13 protein-coding genes are annotated in these 13,338 nt (G+C 64.7%); 9 read left to right on the plus strand and 4 right to left on the minus strand.

The features are described 5' to 3' along the window. Positions 1 to 264: 264 nt before the first annotated feature. From rpsO to rbfA, 3 genes are all read right to left on the minus strand, one after another. A complete protein-coding gene (gene rpsO / locus ACWGPT_RS04730; protein ID WP_052641016.1) occupies positions 265 to 534 on the minus strand; it encodes a 30S ribosomal protein S15 in 270 nt (89 codons plus the stop codon). Between the two features lie 156 nt (positions 535 to 690). After that, complete coding sequence (gene truB, locus ACWGPT_RS04735; protein ID WP_452604423.1) at positions 691 to 1,623, minus strand: tRNA pseudouridine(55) synthase TruB; 933 nt, start codon at positions 1,621 to 1,623, stop codon at positions 691 to 693. Between the two features lie 12 nt (positions 1,624 to 1,635). Further along, entirely contained in the window at positions 1,636 to 2,046 is a 411-nt protein-coding gene (rbfA, locus tag ACWGPT_RS04740) for a 30S ribosome-binding factor RbfA (RefSeq protein ID WP_452604424.1), read from the minus strand. A 378-nt stretch (positions 2,047 to 2,424) separates the two neighbouring features. On the opposite strand from rbfA, the gene ACWGPT_RS04745 reads away from it, so the two are divergent. The 5 genes from ACWGPT_RS04745 (at position 2,425) to ACWGPT_RS04765 (ending at position 8,728) form a co-directional block, all read left to right on the plus strand. Beyond that, positions 2,425 to 3,507, plus strand: a complete 1,083-nt coding sequence (locus ACWGPT_RS04745; RefSeq protein WP_452604425.1) for a DUF475 domain-containing protein — start codon at positions 2,425 to 2,427, stop codon at positions 3,505 to 3,507. A 128-nt stretch (positions 3,508 to 3,635) separates the two neighbouring features. After that, complete coding sequence (locus ACWGPT_RS04750; protein ID WP_452604426.1) at positions 3,636 to 4,289, plus strand: hypothetical protein; 654 nt, start codon at positions 3,636 to 3,638, stop codon at positions 4,287 to 4,289. A 16-nt stretch (positions 4,290 to 4,305) separates the two neighbouring features. Beyond that, complete coding sequence (locus ACWGPT_RS04755; RefSeq protein WP_452604427.1) at positions 4,306 to 5,709, plus strand: O-antigen ligase family protein; 1,404 nt, start codon at positions 4,306 to 4,308, stop codon at positions 5,707 to 5,709. Further along, positions 5,709 to 6,488 (plus strand): metallophosphoesterase family protein, encoded by a 780-nt coding sequence (locus tag ACWGPT_RS04760; RefSeq protein ID WP_452604428.1) that lies wholly within the window; start codon positions 5,709 to 5,711, stop codon positions 6,486 to 6,488. Before ACWGPT_RS04755 ends, ACWGPT_RS04760 begins: the two co-directional genes overlap by 1 nt. 110 nt (positions 6,489 to 6,598) lie before the next feature. Then, the gene (locus ACWGPT_RS04765) at positions 6,599 to 8,728 is read left to right on the plus strand and encodes a Wzz/FepE/Etk N-terminal domain-containing protein (protein WP_452604429.1); all 2,130 of its coding nucleotides are present in this window, start codon (positions 6,599 to 6,601) and stop codon (positions 8,726 to 8,728) included. On the opposite strand, the gene ACWGPT_RS04770 is transcribed toward ACWGPT_RS04765, so the two are convergent. After that, on the minus strand, positions 8,725 to 9,750 hold the full coding sequence (locus ACWGPT_RS04770) for a GntR family transcriptional regulator (RefSeq protein WP_452604430.1): 1,026 nt from the start codon (positions 9,748 to 9,750) through the stop codon (positions 8,725 to 8,727). The two genes, ACWGPT_RS04765 and ACWGPT_RS04770, sit on opposite strands and share 4 nt — an antisense overlap. 163 nt (positions 9,751 to 9,913) lie before the next feature. Here ACWGPT_RS04770 and ACWGPT_RS04775 point away from each other — a divergent pair, with 163 nt between their 5' ends. The 4 genes from ACWGPT_RS04775 (at position 9,914) to ACWGPT_RS04790 (ending at position 13,330) form a co-directional block, all read left to right on the plus strand. Beyond that, entirely contained in the window at positions 9,914 to 10,657 is a 744-nt protein-coding gene (locus ACWGPT_RS04775; RefSeq protein ID WP_452604431.1) for an SDR family oxidoreductase, read from the plus strand. After that, entirely contained in the window at positions 10,654 to 11,739 is a 1,086-nt protein-coding gene (locus ACWGPT_RS04780) for an Ldh family oxidoreductase (protein WP_452604432.1), read from the plus strand. Before ACWGPT_RS04775 ends, ACWGPT_RS04780 begins: the two co-directional genes overlap by 4 nt. An 80-nt stretch (positions 11,740 to 11,819) precedes the next feature. Beyond that, entirely contained in the window at positions 11,820 to 12,812 is a 993-nt protein-coding gene (locus ACWGPT_RS04785) for a C4-dicarboxylate TRAP transporter substrate-binding protein (protein ID WP_452604433.1), read from the plus strand. Between the two features lie 32 nt (positions 12,813 to 12,844). Next, positions 12,845 to 13,330, plus strand: coding sequence for a TRAP transporter small permease (locus tag ACWGPT_RS04790; RefSeq protein ID WP_452604434.1), 486 nt, complete (start codon positions 12,845 to 12,847; stop codon positions 13,328 to 13,330). The last annotated feature ends 8 nt before the right edge of the window (positions 13,331 to 13,338 follow it).

Below are 13,338 nucleotides of genomic sequence, written 5' to 3' on the forward strand. Positions count from 1 at the left end.
GGACGGAGCGGCCGGCGCATGTGGTGACGTGACACGGGCAAGACAACGGGAGGCTTTCGGTCCGGCGGATCGTCTCGATCCTGTCGAGCCGGGCAATGCGCCCGGCGAAAGCATCCGGCAATCCTGCCCCATGGCAGGTCATCGGTTAAATTGGCGGGTCCGGCCCATCCGGCCTGCCATCTGGCCCGGAAGGACCAGTCATTTCCGCTCGTGCGGAAATTGCCATGGCGGGCGCCTCCTGGGAGACACCCGCCACGGAATATCTTAGCGGCGGATACCCAGGCTGGCGATCAGCTTGGTGTAGCGGCCTTCGTCCTTCTTCTTGAGATAGTCAAGAAGCGAGCGACGGCTGGAAACCATTGCGAGCAGGCCACGGCGGGAATGGTTGTCCTTCTTGTGGCCCTTGAAGTGTTCGGTCAGGTTGTTGATGCGCTCGGTCAGGATCGCGACCTGGACTTCCGGAGAACCGGTATCGCCTTCGACGGTTGCGTATTCCTTGATCAGCGCAGCCTTGCGCTCGGCAGTGATCGACATCGGACAGGTCCTTTCTTGGTGAGGATCATGGGGTCGCCGTTGGCCGGGATGTCGTCCAGCCATGGCCGTGAAAAGCAAAAGGGAATGCCCGAGGCACCCGATGCTGGCGCTGCCTATACTCCATATGCCCCGCGAATGGAAGGGGTCAGGCTCCGCTCAGCCGAAGACCCGCTTCGGACGGAACTCGCCCTGGCCGATCTCGCCGATGGCGACGAGCCGTCCGCGGGCGGTCGCATAGGCCTCCGGTTCGGAAAGCGGCGCGTCGCGGCCACGGACGATCACCGGATTGCCCATCCGCAGGCGGTGCGCCTGGTCATCCGTCACGGCAAGGTGCGGAAGGCTGGAAAGCGCCTCGGCGGTATCGATCAGGTAGGCGTCGAGGGCGGCAAGGCGTTCGTCGCGATCCTCGATCTTCTCGAGCGCCACGAGGTCGGCGAGCGGCACCATGCGGTCCTCGGCGAAGGGTGCGACGAAGGTCCGCCGCAGGCCGGAGATGTGGCCGTAGCATCCGAGCTCGCGGCCGAAATCGCGCGCCAGGGCCCGCACATAGGTGCCCTTGCCGCATTCCACCTCGAAATGGGCTGTGCCGGGCTCGGGGCAGCCGAGCAGGGTCAGCCGATGGATCTCCACCTCGCGGGAGGGAATATCGACCACCTCGCCTTCGCGCGCCAGGTCATAGGCCCGTTCGCCGGCGATCTTGATGGCCGAAAACTGCGGCGGCACCTGGCTGATCGTGCCCGTATAGCCCGGCAGGAGCGCAAGGATCTCTTCCTCGGTCGGCCGCTTGTCCGACCTGTGGGTGACTTCACCCTCGAGATCGTCCGTCAGCCGCTCCTCGCCCCAGGTCACGGTGAACTCGTAGACCTTGCGGCCGTCCATGACATAGGGAACGGTCTTGGTGGCGTCGCCGAGCGCGATCGGCAACATGCCGGAGGCCAGCGGGTCGAGCGTGCCGGCATGGCCGCACTTCTGGGCGTTGTACAGCCACTTGATCTTGGAGACGGCCTCGGTGGAACCGAAGTCCACGGGCTTGTCGAGGATGAGCCAGCCCGATACCGGGCGGCCCTTGGGCTTGCGAGGCTTTGACATGAACTGCTTTTCTTATTCTTCGTCTTCGGAGGCCGGCGTGTCGAGGTCGCGGCTGACCTCCGGTGAGCGCAGCAGCTCGTCGATCTTCTTGTAGTTGTCGAAGCTGGTATCGTCCCGGAACCGGACCTCCGGCATGTATTTCATCTGCCGCAGCTGGCCGCCGAGGCGCCCGCGAATGAACTTCGCATTGCGGTTCAGCGCGTCGATGACGGCTTTGTGATCGGGCAGGCCGAGCGGCGTCACATAGGCGGTGGCGATCTTGAGGTCGGGCGACATGCGGACTTCCGACACGGAAACCACGGTCTTCTCGAGAAGATCGTCGCGCACCTCGCCCCGCTGCAGCACCTGGGTGATTGCCGCGCGCACCTGCTCACCAACGCGAAGCATGCGCTGGGACGGCGCCGAGGAGGTAGCTTTTGCCATTCTTGTATCTCTTTCGCGCGGCTTCCGGCGTCCGGCACACTGGCCTGTCGCGCCGCGCTTTTCGGGTTTTCAAGGCTCAAATGCATCGGGACGCCGCAAACGTCAAGGACCGCACGTCTCGCTCCCCACTTGACGCGGCGCAAGAAATGTCCAACTACGTCCTCGTCTTCGTGCTGCCAGAAAAATGGCACGAATCAGAACCCGGTGCCGGGCCCCTCTGGCGAGAGTACTACGGCGCTCTCGCGATGTCGGTACCGCCTGCAATCAAGCCGGCGGATTTTTTATATCCATGACCTACTCTCTTTCGACCTGCAGCAATGCCGGAAAGGCTCCCGCTGCCCGACTTCGTTCCTCTACCCTCCAGACGGAGGCCGGCAAATGAACCAGGCTTCCCATACGTCCCTGTTCGGCTACCTCAAGTGGTCGATCATCGTCACCGTCGTCGGCCTCCTTCTCGGCGGCGTGCTCGGGTGGCAGACGACCGGAACCGTCAGCGGCATGCTGACCGTCTTCTTCATCTGCGCAGTCCTGGCTGTCCTGGAAATCTCGCTTTCCTTCGACAACGCCATCGTCAACGCCAACAAGCTGAAGGACATGACGCCTGTCTGGCAACAGCGCTTCCTGACCTGGGGCATCCTGATCGCCGTCTTCGGCATGCGCATCGTCTTCCCGCTGCTGATCGTCGTGATCGCGGCAGGCATCGGCCCGATCGATGCGATCGTGCTGGCGGCCGCCCAGCCGGACGAATACTCGCGCATCATGCATGAAGCCCACCTGCCGATCGCGGCATTCGGCGGCACGTTCCTGATGATGGTGGCCCTCACCTACTTCTTCAACCACGAGAAGGAGATCCACTGGGTCGTCATGCTCGAGAAGTACATGTCTCGCTATGCAACGATCAAGGGCGTCGAAATCGCCTTCGTGCTGGCGCTGATCCTGATCTTCTCGAACATCCTGGAAGGCGAGGATTCGACGACCTTCCTGGTGTCGGCGATCTACGGCCTCCTGACCTTCCTCGCGGTTGAACTGCTGGGCGGTCTTCTGGACGCGTCGCAGCGGACCATGTCGGAAGCGGCAAAGGGTGGCCTCGGCGCCTTCCTCTATCTCGAGGTCCTCGACGCCAGCTTCTCCTTCGATGGCGTGATCGGGGCGTTCGCGCTGACGCACAACCTGTTCATCATCGCCATCGGCCTCGGCATCGGCGCGATGTACGTGCGTTCGATGACGATCATGCTGGTGGAGAAGAAGACGCTGACGCACTACCGCTACCTGGAGCACGGGGCGTTCTACGCCATCCTGATCCTCTCGGTGATCATGTACGTCCAGTCCTTCTACCACATTCCGGAAGTCATCACCGGCCTGGGCGGGGCGAGCCTCATCGGCCTTTCGCTGTGGTCCTCGATCCGGCACAACCGGCAGGAGCGTGGCAACAAGGCAGACTGGGCCAGCGGCGAGATCTGAGCCAGCAAGTCGTGAGGCAAAGGGCGCCAAGCCCTTTGCCTCACACAGCTTTTACAAGTAATGGTTTGACATGGTCCCGCCGATTGCTGCACTAGAGTAGGAGGATTTCGCACCTCCAAAGGACTCGGATGCGTCAGTTGAAGTTGTTTTCCATGTCCTTCGCCTGCCTCGTCGCGGCACTGGCCGGCAGCGTCCTGTTCCTGCAGGAAATCGACATCCTCCTGCAGCCGCAACGCACGGATGCGCGCTTCTTCCCCCAGATCGCCTCCCGCCCTCCGCCCTACGGGCCATCCAGCTATTCCAAGAAGATCACGCTTGCCGACTGCACCTATGCGCTGCATGCGACCAGCCGTCTGACGGCGCCCGACCAGGCCGGCGTGGCGCGCTCCTGCGAGAGGCTGAGCCGCGGCATCACGGCCACCATGCCTACAAATGCGCAGGCCTGGTACGTCAACGCGCTCGCTGAGGCGCGCCTCGGGAATACCGCCGCGTTCCTGGCGAGCTACCGCAAGTCCCGCGAGACGGCACCCAATGAACAGTGGCTGGCGGAAAACCGCACGCGCCTCGCGGAAGACATGTTCGCCCAGCTCGACGCGGAAAGCCTTCGCCAGCACGAGGCGGACCTGACTCTCCTCGCAAACAGCATCCGGGGCACCCGCGCGATCGCGGCGCGCTATGCCTCCAACCAGGAGTTCAGGGAACGCATCATCGAGATCGTCGAGCGCCTGCCTCCCGAGCGGCAGCGGGCATTCCTCTACAACGTCCAGCGCGTGCTGCGGTAGGCTCGGGGGTTTTCGCATGGACACGATGGGGGGCCGGTCGTCCGGCTTGCGCTACCGCCTCAACAACTGGACCGCGGGCGTGGTCGCGACGCTCGTGCTCCTGACGCCCGTTGCCCTCGGCGGCAACCGGCCGGCGATCTGGGCGCTCTCGGCGGTCTTCCTGTTTGTCTGGGGCACGATCTATTTCGGCCGGCTCGGTTTCGCCGACGTCTCGCTGCGCGCCACCACGCGGCATTTCCGCCTGCCGACGATCCTCTTCGGGCTGACGGCCGGCTACATGGTGATCCAGACGCTGCCGCTCGCCGGCCTCCTGCCGTCGTCCTGGCTGGCGCTTCCCGGAGGGGTCGATCCCGGCCGGTCCGTCTCCATCGCGCCCGGCGATACCGGCCTCGCCCTGATGCGCTGGCTGAGCTACGGCCTCCTCTTCTACCTCTGTCTCCAGATTTCCGCCAACAGCTCCCGCTCCCGTACCTTTCTGACGGTCCTCTTCTGGATCGTCGTCGCCCATGCGATCTATGGCCTCGCGCTCTTCCTCGAATTCGGCGATTCCATCCTCTTCACCGATAAATGGGCCTATCTCGGCTCGGCGACGGGGGGCTTCGTCAACCGCAATTCCTACGCGACCTTTCTCGCGATCGGCCTCACGATCGGCACCACGCTGCTTGCCAACCGCCTTCTGTCGGCGGCGACCGAGAACCGGGCCCGCCGCTGGATCAACGTCTTCGAGGGCATGAGCGGAGCGATCTACCTGATGATCGGATGCCTGCTCCTGGTCGTGACGCTGGCGCTGACGGCGTCGCGCATGGGCTTCTTCGCCGCCCTTTGCGGATCGCTTGCCGCGCTCGTGCTCCTCGCATGGCAGCGCGGGCACCGGTTCGGCGGGCGTGCGCTGGTCGCGATCGTCGTGGCGGGCGTCGCCGGCCTTGGACTGCTTGTCCTTCTCTACGGCACGTTCCTCTTCGAACGGTTGGGATCGGTGGAGAGCGACGCCAATGTTCGCGCCTCGCTTTACTGGCAGATCTGGTCGATGATCGCCGACCGTCCGCTGCTCGGCTTCGGCGGCAGCAGCTTCGAATATGCCTACCCGCTCTACCACCAGGCCCCGGTCAACTTCGACCTCGTCTGGGACAAGGCGCATTCCACCTACCTGGAACTCTGGGTCAGCTACGGGCTGGTCGTCGGCACGTTTCCGATGATCATCCTAGCGTGGTGCCTGCTTCGCCTCTTCGGGCTGGTGCGCCGGGACGGCAAGGGCGACCCCGCGGTCCTCGCCGCGATCGGCACGATCGTCGGCGGCGCCATCCATTCGATCGTCGACTTCAGCCTCGAGATCCAGGGCGTCGCCTATCTCTTCATTGCCGTCGTCGCGAACGGGCTGGGGGCGATGTCGCGGCGTGTGCGCCAATCGGAACGGGGCTGATGGTGAGGCAATTGCTCAGGCGGCTTCTGCCCGGCAGGCCCAACCGCTCCCAGGGGCGCTCCCAGGGGCGGCAGAAGCTTTTCTTCGACCGTCGCCCCGACCTCATCTATGCGATCGGCGACGTTCACGGCTGTCTCTCGCTGCTGGCGACCATGGAGCGGGCGATCGCCGCGGATGCCGCGGCCGTCTCGGGAGAAAAGTGGATCATCCTCCTCGGCGACTATGTCGATCGGGGGCCGGAAAGTGCGGGCGTGCTCGATCATCTGCTGTCGGCGCCGCCCGCCGGCCTTCGCCGTTTCTGCCTGGCCGGCAATCACGAGCAGCTGATGCTCTCCTATCTGGCGACCCCCGGCCCGGATCATTTCTGGCTCGGCCTTGGCGGTCACGACACCCTGCGCTCCTATGGACTGTACGACATGGGCGAGCGGGGGACCTCGGCCAAGGCTCTCCTGGAAAGTCACGTGCCGTCGGAACATGTTGATTTTCTTGAAAAAGCGCCGTCGCTTCTGGCCGTCCCCGGCTATGTCTTCGTGCATGGCGGCATCCGGGCGGGAATTCCGCTGGAAGAGCAGGCCGACGAAGACCTGCTTTGGCTGCGCCCCTCGGGCGAGATCGCGCCGCCCGGCGATTTCGTGGTCGTCCACGGTCACACGCCCGTCCCCGATGTCGAGCTGACGCCGGGCCGGATCAATGTCGATACGGGCGCCTATGCAACCGGGCGGTTGTCCTGCGTCAGAATTGACCGAAACAACAATATAGTTAAGCTTGCGGTGGGTTAACTAAGCGGGGCGGGCGAGGATGGTAGAGCTTTATCTTTCCTGTATTGATGCCGACTGAAGAGCCTTTTGATTCGACGTAAATATTATTCATCGCTTATCCGGGAAGCAGCATGCAAAGCGATATCGATCTCCGGGGCCTCCTCGGCATAATCCGTCGACAGCTCTGGCTCATTGTCTCGGTCGTTGTCGGGCTAACCGCTATAGCTGCGGTCATCACCTATTCGCTTGAGCCACGATATTCCGCCTCGGCCCAGGTTTTCGTCGATACGGCCGGCAAAGGCATCCTGGATACGGAAGAAACCGTCCGCAATACGACCGCCGACAACGCGCGTGTCGAAACCGAAGTGGTGATCACGCGCACGGACGAGATCCTGCTTTCCGTCATCACCAGCGAAAACCTCGTGGCCGACGACGAATTCGGCGTGAAGGTCTCCCTCGTCGACCGGGTCCTGCAGTTCCTCAGGCTCGGTGAACCCACCCCGGCGGACAGCGCCGACGCTGCCGCCAAGGTGCTCGACAATTTCCGCGACGCCGTCAGCGTCAGCCGGCGCGGGCTCACCTATGTGATCGACGTCACCGTCACGTCCAGGGATCCGGCAAAGGCGGCGCGTCTTGCCAACACGGTCGCCAGGGCCTCCATCCAGAGGCAGATGGACACCAAGGTCGCGGCCATCCAGGAGGCGCGTGACCGCGTCCAGCCGGCACTCGAGCAGGCCCGCCAGACGCTGACGTCGACGTCGCGCAGCATCGATACGTTCATCGACCGGAACATCGAGCTGTTGCGCGAGCAGGGCTCGCCGGGCGTCGGCATGTTCTACGACGAACTGACCCGCATCCGCGGCCAGCGGGAACGGGATTTCCAGCGAATCCAGACCATCGACCAGACCCTGCGCCAGAACGATTACGGGTCGCTGTTCCAGAACCTCCAGTCGGACGCGGCAAAGGAACTGCAGCAGCGGCAGGAGGAACTCACCGGCGAGATCGCCCGGGCGGACGAGGACGAGGCGATCGAGCTGCGGTCCGAGCTCCAGCGCGTCACCGACGCCATTCGCGACGAGGCCACCCGCGCGATGGACCAGTATCGCGGCCAGCTCGCGACCGCCGAGCAGCAGGAAACCTCCGTCCGCTCGAACCTGCTGAACGCGGTAATGGGCAGCAACCTGCCGGACGCGGCGGTCGGCGACCTCTACAGTCTCGCCAACCAGGTCCAGAGCGCGAAGAAGAATTTCGACGACCTGTCGATGCAGGCGGGCCGGATGGATATCCTGGCGGCGCTGCAGCTTCCCGACAGCGGCGTCATCTCCAACGCGACGCCGCCCCGCGATCCGTCCTATCCGAAGAAGCGGGTCATCCTGCCCGTGGCCTTCATGATGTCGCTCGCGCTCGGCATCGGGCTCGCCTTCGTTCGCGAGTATTTCGTGGGCGGGCTCACCAGCGAGGAACAGGTGCAATCGGTCCTGCGACTGCCGCTCGCGTCCATCTCCCCGCGTGAAGCGGAGGAGGCGGCGCAGGAGACGGGCGCGCGCACGCTCTCCGACATCATCATTCGCTCCCCCCTCTCCATGTTCGCCGAATCGGTGCGCCGCATTCGCGTCGCGATCGACCAGTACCTCTTCAAGACGCAGGGTATCCGCGACGAAGGAAGCGGCGGGACGGTCATCATGGTCTCGTCCGCGCTGCCCAACGAAGGCAAGTCGACCATCGCGCTCTCGCTGGCGCGCACCTATGCGCTTTCTGGCAAGCGGACGCTCCTCATCGACTGCGACCTGCGAAAGCCGAGCCTCCACCGCCACCTCGGGCTGGAGCCCAGCACCGGCTTCGTCGAGTTCCTCCGCGGGGCGGAAACCGGCGCCTCCCTGCCCAAGCTCACGGTCACGGACCAGCCCACCGGCCTGACGGTGCTTCTTTCGGGACGGCGGAGCAATTTTCCGACCGACGACCTGTTTATGGGGCCGGAAATCGCCCGCCTGATTGCCGTCGCGCGCCGCAACTTCGACTATATCATCCTCGACACGCCGCCGGTGGAACCGGTGGTCGACGGGCTCTACCTTGCGCGGCATGCGGACGTCATTGTCTTCATCGTCCGCTGGGCGGTCACCCCCCAGGCCAGCGCGAAGCACGCCGTGGCTGCCTTGCGTGAAAGCGCTCCGGAAGGCACGCCGATCCTCGCCGTCCTGAACCAGCAGGAACGCACCAAGCTGTTCGGCTACCAGACCTATTCCGACTATTACGTAAACTAGAACTTTTCGAGGTAGGGAAGGTCGTCGGGATGGACCTGCTGCGTGACCCTGTGGATGCGGTCGATCGCACGGTCACGCGAGACCTGCAGATGGCGGCATAGCGCGTCTGCGGCAGCGCCGAGGTGGCCCGCTTCCAGCTTTTCGACGATGTCGAGATGTTCGGGAAGAAACGGCTCGGCGCCGAACAGTCGCGGCATCCAGCGATAGAGGAACCGGTGCGCGATCAGCAGGGCCTGTGGCAGGCTGATCGCCTGCATCATCGTGCCGTTCCCGCAATGACCGAGCAGGGTCACGTGCAGGTCCTCCTCCAGGCGATCAAGATCCGGCCCGGTCAGCGTCGCCGCATGGGTGATCGCATCTTCCAGGCGTCCGCGCATGTCGGCAAGAATTCCGGGCGGCAGGCGGTGTGCGGCCTTTTCCAGGGCCACGGGCTCAAGCAGCCAGCGCAGCTCGTAGAGTTCGCCCACATGGTCCGGCGTCATGGCCGGGGCGATCCATCGTGAACGGTCGTCCTTGCGCACCAGGCCCCTTTGCTGGAGCCGGGCCACCACGTCGCGGGCCACCGTGCGGCTGACGTCGTAAAAGCGCGCCAGTTCGGTTTCGTTGACCCGCCACCCGGCGAAGGACGTGCGGGCGGCGATCTCGCTTTCCACCTCGCCGTAGATCCGCTCCCAGGTCGCAAGCTGGGTCAGGCGCATGTCCTCGTTCAGGCCGGGAGCGGCGGCGGTTGCCGGGGCCGTGAAGGTCTTTTCCTTGGGCTTGGCGACGCGGTAGCCGCGTCCCGACGATTTCAGCAGCAGCCCCTTCCGCTCCAGCTCGGACAGCGCCTGGCGCGCGGGCGCCCGGCTGATGCCGAACTGTTCGGCCAGGCCCGATTCGCTGAGACGCGCACCCTCGCGGAGCACGCCCTGCGATATCTGCCCGGCGACGATCTCGAAGACCTGCTGGTAAAGGCGGGGAACGGTACCGCCAACCGCCTTTGCATCGCGGGCGTCCGACCCAAGCGCGCCGTCCGAAGCCATTTGCCCTCCACCGGATCGTTCAAGCTGCGGTTGTCTTACGTAAGAAGCTTATCAGCTTGCTCGTGCTGCAGCAAACGGCAGGCGACCATGAAAATCGTTTCGGGGTTGCTAACGCCGAAACATTACGTATAGTGTACACCGCATACGTTATGGAGGAGAGAGCATGGGAGAGCGTCTCGCCGGGAAGCACGCGCTCGTCACCGGCGCCGGCCAGGGTATCGGCCGGGCGATCGCCCTTCGCTTCGCCCGGGAAGGGGCGACCGTGGTGGCGACGAGCCGCACGCTTGCCAAGATGGAGGACCTGCCCCGCGCGTCCGACCGTATCCGCATCGCCGGGCTGGACGTCACCGACGCGACCGCGATCCGCGACGTCGTTGCCGCCGCCGGGCCTCTCGACATCCTCGTCAACTGCGCGGGATGGGTCCACAACGGGTCGATCCTCGATTGCGACGAGGAGGCCTGGCAACGGAGTCTCGACCAGAACGCCACCGCCGCCTTCCGGACGATCCGGGCCGCGCTGCCCTCGATGATCGAGCGCGGCAGCGGATCGATCGTCAACGTCGCCTCCGTCGCCTCCAGCATCACCGGGGTCGCCAACCGCGCGGCCTACGGGGCCAGCAAGGCGGCGATGATCGGCTTGACAAAGGCGGTCGCCCGCGACGTGATCGCGACCGGCGTCCGTTGCAACGCACTGTGCCCCGGGACGACGCATTCCCCTTCCCTGCAGGATCGCATAGACGCCAGCGACGACCCCGCCGAAATGCACCGGACCTTCCTCGCCCGCCAGCCGATGGGGCGACTGGGGACGGTAGAGGAAATGGCCGCCGCGGCGGTCTACCTAGCCAGCGAAGAAACAGCATACATGACCGGCCAGTTGCTGGTCATAGACGGAGGCCAGACATTATGAATTCGTCCGTCAGGACCACAGGCAGCGAGGTCGTCCACGCCTCCATCGAGGCAACGGACAGCTTCTGCCGGCAGGTGTTCGCCGCCGTCGGCGCCGACGAGGCGACCGCCGACGCGGCCACCCGCGCGATGATGCACGGCTCGCGACTCGGTGTGGACAGCCACGGCGTCCGGCTTCTCGTCCACTATGTGAAGGTCATGGAGGCCGGTCGCGTAAACCGGCGCCCCGACGTCAGGCTCGTCCAGTCCTTCGGCGCCGTTGCCTCGCTCGACGCCGATCACGGCCACGGAGCCCTCGGCGCCTACCGCGCCATGGACAATGCGGTCGACCTTGCCGAGAAGTTCGGCATCGGCGCCGTGTCGATCCGCAACGGTTCGCATTTCGGCCCGGCCGGCGCCTATGCGATGGCGGCAGCCGAGCGCGGCTTTATCGGGCTTGCGGTCTGCAATTCCGACAGCTTCGTGCGCCTCCATGACGGCGCCATGCGCTTCCACGGCACGAACCCGATCGCCTTCGCCGTCCCGGTGGAGAACGAACAGCCCTGGCTTCTCGACATGGCCACGAGCGCCATTCCCTACAATCGCGTCCAGCTCTATCGCAGCCTCGGGGTGGAGCTTCCGGAAGGCGTCGCGTCGGACGCGACCGGCCAGGACGTCCTCGATCCGGCCGAGGTCGAAATGCTGGCTCCGGTCGGCGGCGCGTTCGGGTTCAAGGGCGCCGCGCTTGCCGGGGTTGCCGAAATCCTCAGCGCCGTGATCTCGGGCATGCGCCTGAGCTTCGACATCCTGCCGATGAACGGACCGGATCTTACCACCCCGCGCGGCCTCGGCGCCTTCGTGCTTGCGCTGAAGCCCGGCGCCTTCGTCGAGAGGGAGGTCTTCGACGCCGGAATGAAGCGCTATGTCGAGGTTCTGCGATCCTCGCCGGCGCGGGCCGGGGCAACCGTCATGGCGCCGGGCGACCGGGAATGGAAGGTCGCGGAGGAGCGACGCCGGACCGGACTGCCGCTTGATCCCGCCACACGGGAAGGCTTTGCCGAACTTGCCGAAAAATATAGCCTGACGCTGCCCTTCGACAGGTAGGGGCTGCGGCCGGCCGGCAAGCCGGTGATCTGCCGGCATCCACGACGGATGCCGGAACACCACAACACTTGGAGGAGAGTATGAACAGGATTGCCAAAAAGCTTCTGCCTCTGCTGGCGGCCACGGGTCTCGCAGCCGTCACCTCGCAGGCGGCCATCGCGCAGGAAACCTTCACGCTTCGGTTCAACCACGTGCTTGGACCGAGCGAGCCCTTCCACGAAGGGTTCACGAACTGGGCAAAGAAGGTGGAGGAGCGCACCAATGGCGGCCTCAAGATGGAGGTCTACCACAGCGCCCAGCTCGGCGTTGAGGAAGATATCATCGAGCAGATCCGCCAGGGCGCCAATGTCGGCCAGAACACGGATTCGGCCCGCCTCGGCAACTACGTCCCGAACATCGCCGTGATGAACGGCCCCTATCTGGTCAGCTCGCTCGACGACGTCTGGAAGCTCTCCGACTCGCCGACCATCCAGAAGTGGGAAGACGAGCTCGCGACCCAGCACGGCCTGAAGGTCGTCTGCTTCGACTGGGTACAGGGCTTCCGCCACTTCTTCACCAACAAGCCGGTGAAGACGCCGGAAGACCTGGCCGGGCTGCGCGTCCGGACCCCTCCGGCGCCGATCTGGCAGGAATCCGTCCGCGCCCTCGGGGCGGCCCCGACCGCCATGGCCTTCGGCGACATGTATCCGGCACTTCAGCAGCAGGCGATCGACGGCGTCGAACTGGTCTATGCCAACATTCCGGGCGGGCGCTTCTACGAAGTCCTCAAATACGCGAACGAAACCAAGCATATCATGCTGATCAACTTCCAGGTTGTCAGCTCGCAGTGGTTCGACTCGCTTCCGGCCGACTACCAGACGGCGCTCGTCGAGGAATGCAGCGCCGCCGGCCGCGAGACCTCGCAGAAGATCGCCGACATGGCCGAAACGATCAAGGCCGACCTGCAGTCGAAGGGGATGGAGGTCGTCAGCGAGATCGACCTCGAGGCCTTCAAGGCTGCCGGCGACAAGGCCTATGAGGCCCTCGGCATCACCGAAGCGCGCGACGCCGTCCAGGCCGAACTCGCGAAGTAACCAGAACAGGAACCCGGCCGCAGGAAAGACCGATGCGAAAGATCTACGAAACAATAGGTAAATTCGAAGCGGTCGTGGCCGGGACCTTTCTCATCCTGATGGTCCTGTTGATCTTCATGGCGGGGCTGGCGCGCCTGGTCTCGCATCCTCTCAACTGGACCATCGATTTCGCCACATGCTTCTTCGCCTGGGCGTGCTTCATCTGTGCCGACATCGCCTGGCGGCGCGACGCGCTGATGTCGATCGAGCTCGTCACCGAGCGCCTGCCGGCATCGGCCCAGCGCCTGCTCACCTATGTGAACTACGTGATCCTGCTCGCCTTCCTCACCTTCGTGGTGATCTACGGGGCCCAGCTCGCCTGGATCAGCCGGGCGCGCAGCTTCCAGGGAATTTCCTGGATCAGCTATTCCTGGGTTACCGCCAGCCTCCCGTTCGGGGGCCTGCTTCTGGCGATGACCACGATCGTCAAGCTCATCGACCTTCGCCGCAGCACCAATGCTGCCGTCACAGCCGCCTGAGGTGCCAG

The sequence above is a fragment of the Pseudorhizobium sp. NPDC055634 genome (genome assembly GCF_053618655.1).

Bases quoted from the DNA above. Each gene is read 5' to 3' on its own strand.
- rpsO (WP_052641016.1), bottom strand. From the start codon at position 534: ATGTCGATCACTGCCGAGCGCAAGGCTGCGCTGATCAAGGAATACGCA.
- ACWGPT_RS04790 (WP_452604434.1), top strand. From the start codon at position 12,845: ATGCGAAAGATCTACGAAACAATAGGTAAATTCGAAGCGGTCGTGGCC.
- ACWGPT_RS04785 (WP_452604433.1), top strand. From the start codon at position 11,820: ATGAACAGGATTGCCAAAAAGCTTCTGCCTCTGCTGGCGGCCACGGGT.
- truB (WP_452604423.1), bottom strand. From the start codon at position 1,623: ATGTCAAAGCCTCGCAAGCCCAAGGGCCGCCCGGTATCGGGCTGGCTC.
- ACWGPT_RS04745 (WP_452604425.1), top strand. From the start codon at position 2,425: ATGAACCAGGCTTCCCATACGTCCCTGTTCGGCTACCTCAAGTGGTCG.
- ACWGPT_RS04750 (WP_452604426.1), top strand. From the start codon at position 3,636: ATGCGTCAGTTGAAGTTGTTTTCCATGTCCTTCGCCTGCCTCGTCGCG.
- ACWGPT_RS04755 (WP_452604427.1), top strand. From the start codon at position 4,306: ATGGACACGATGGGGGGCCGGTCGTCCGGCTTGCGCTACCGCCTCAAC.
- ACWGPT_RS04775 (WP_452604431.1), top strand. From the start codon at position 9,914: ATGGGAGAGCGTCTCGCCGGGAAGCACGCGCTCGTCACCGGCGCCGGC.
- ACWGPT_RS04760 (WP_452604428.1), top strand. From the start codon at position 5,709: ATGGTGAGGCAATTGCTCAGGCGGCTTCTGCCCGGCAGGCCCAACCGC.
- ACWGPT_RS04765 (WP_452604429.1), top strand. From the start codon at position 6,599: ATGCAAAGCGATATCGATCTCCGGGGCCTCCTCGGCATAATCCGTCGA.
- ACWGPT_RS04770 (WP_452604430.1), bottom strand. From the start codon at position 9,750: ATGGCTTCGGACGGCGCGCTTGGGTCGGACGCCCGCGATGCAAAGGCG.
- ACWGPT_RS04780 (WP_452604432.1), top strand. From the start codon at position 10,654: ATGAATTCGTCCGTCAGGACCACAGGCAGCGAGGTCGTCCACGCCTCC.
- rbfA (WP_452604424.1), bottom strand. From the start codon at position 2,046: ATGGCAAAAGCTACCTCCTCGGCGCCGTCCCAGCGCATGCTTCGCGTT.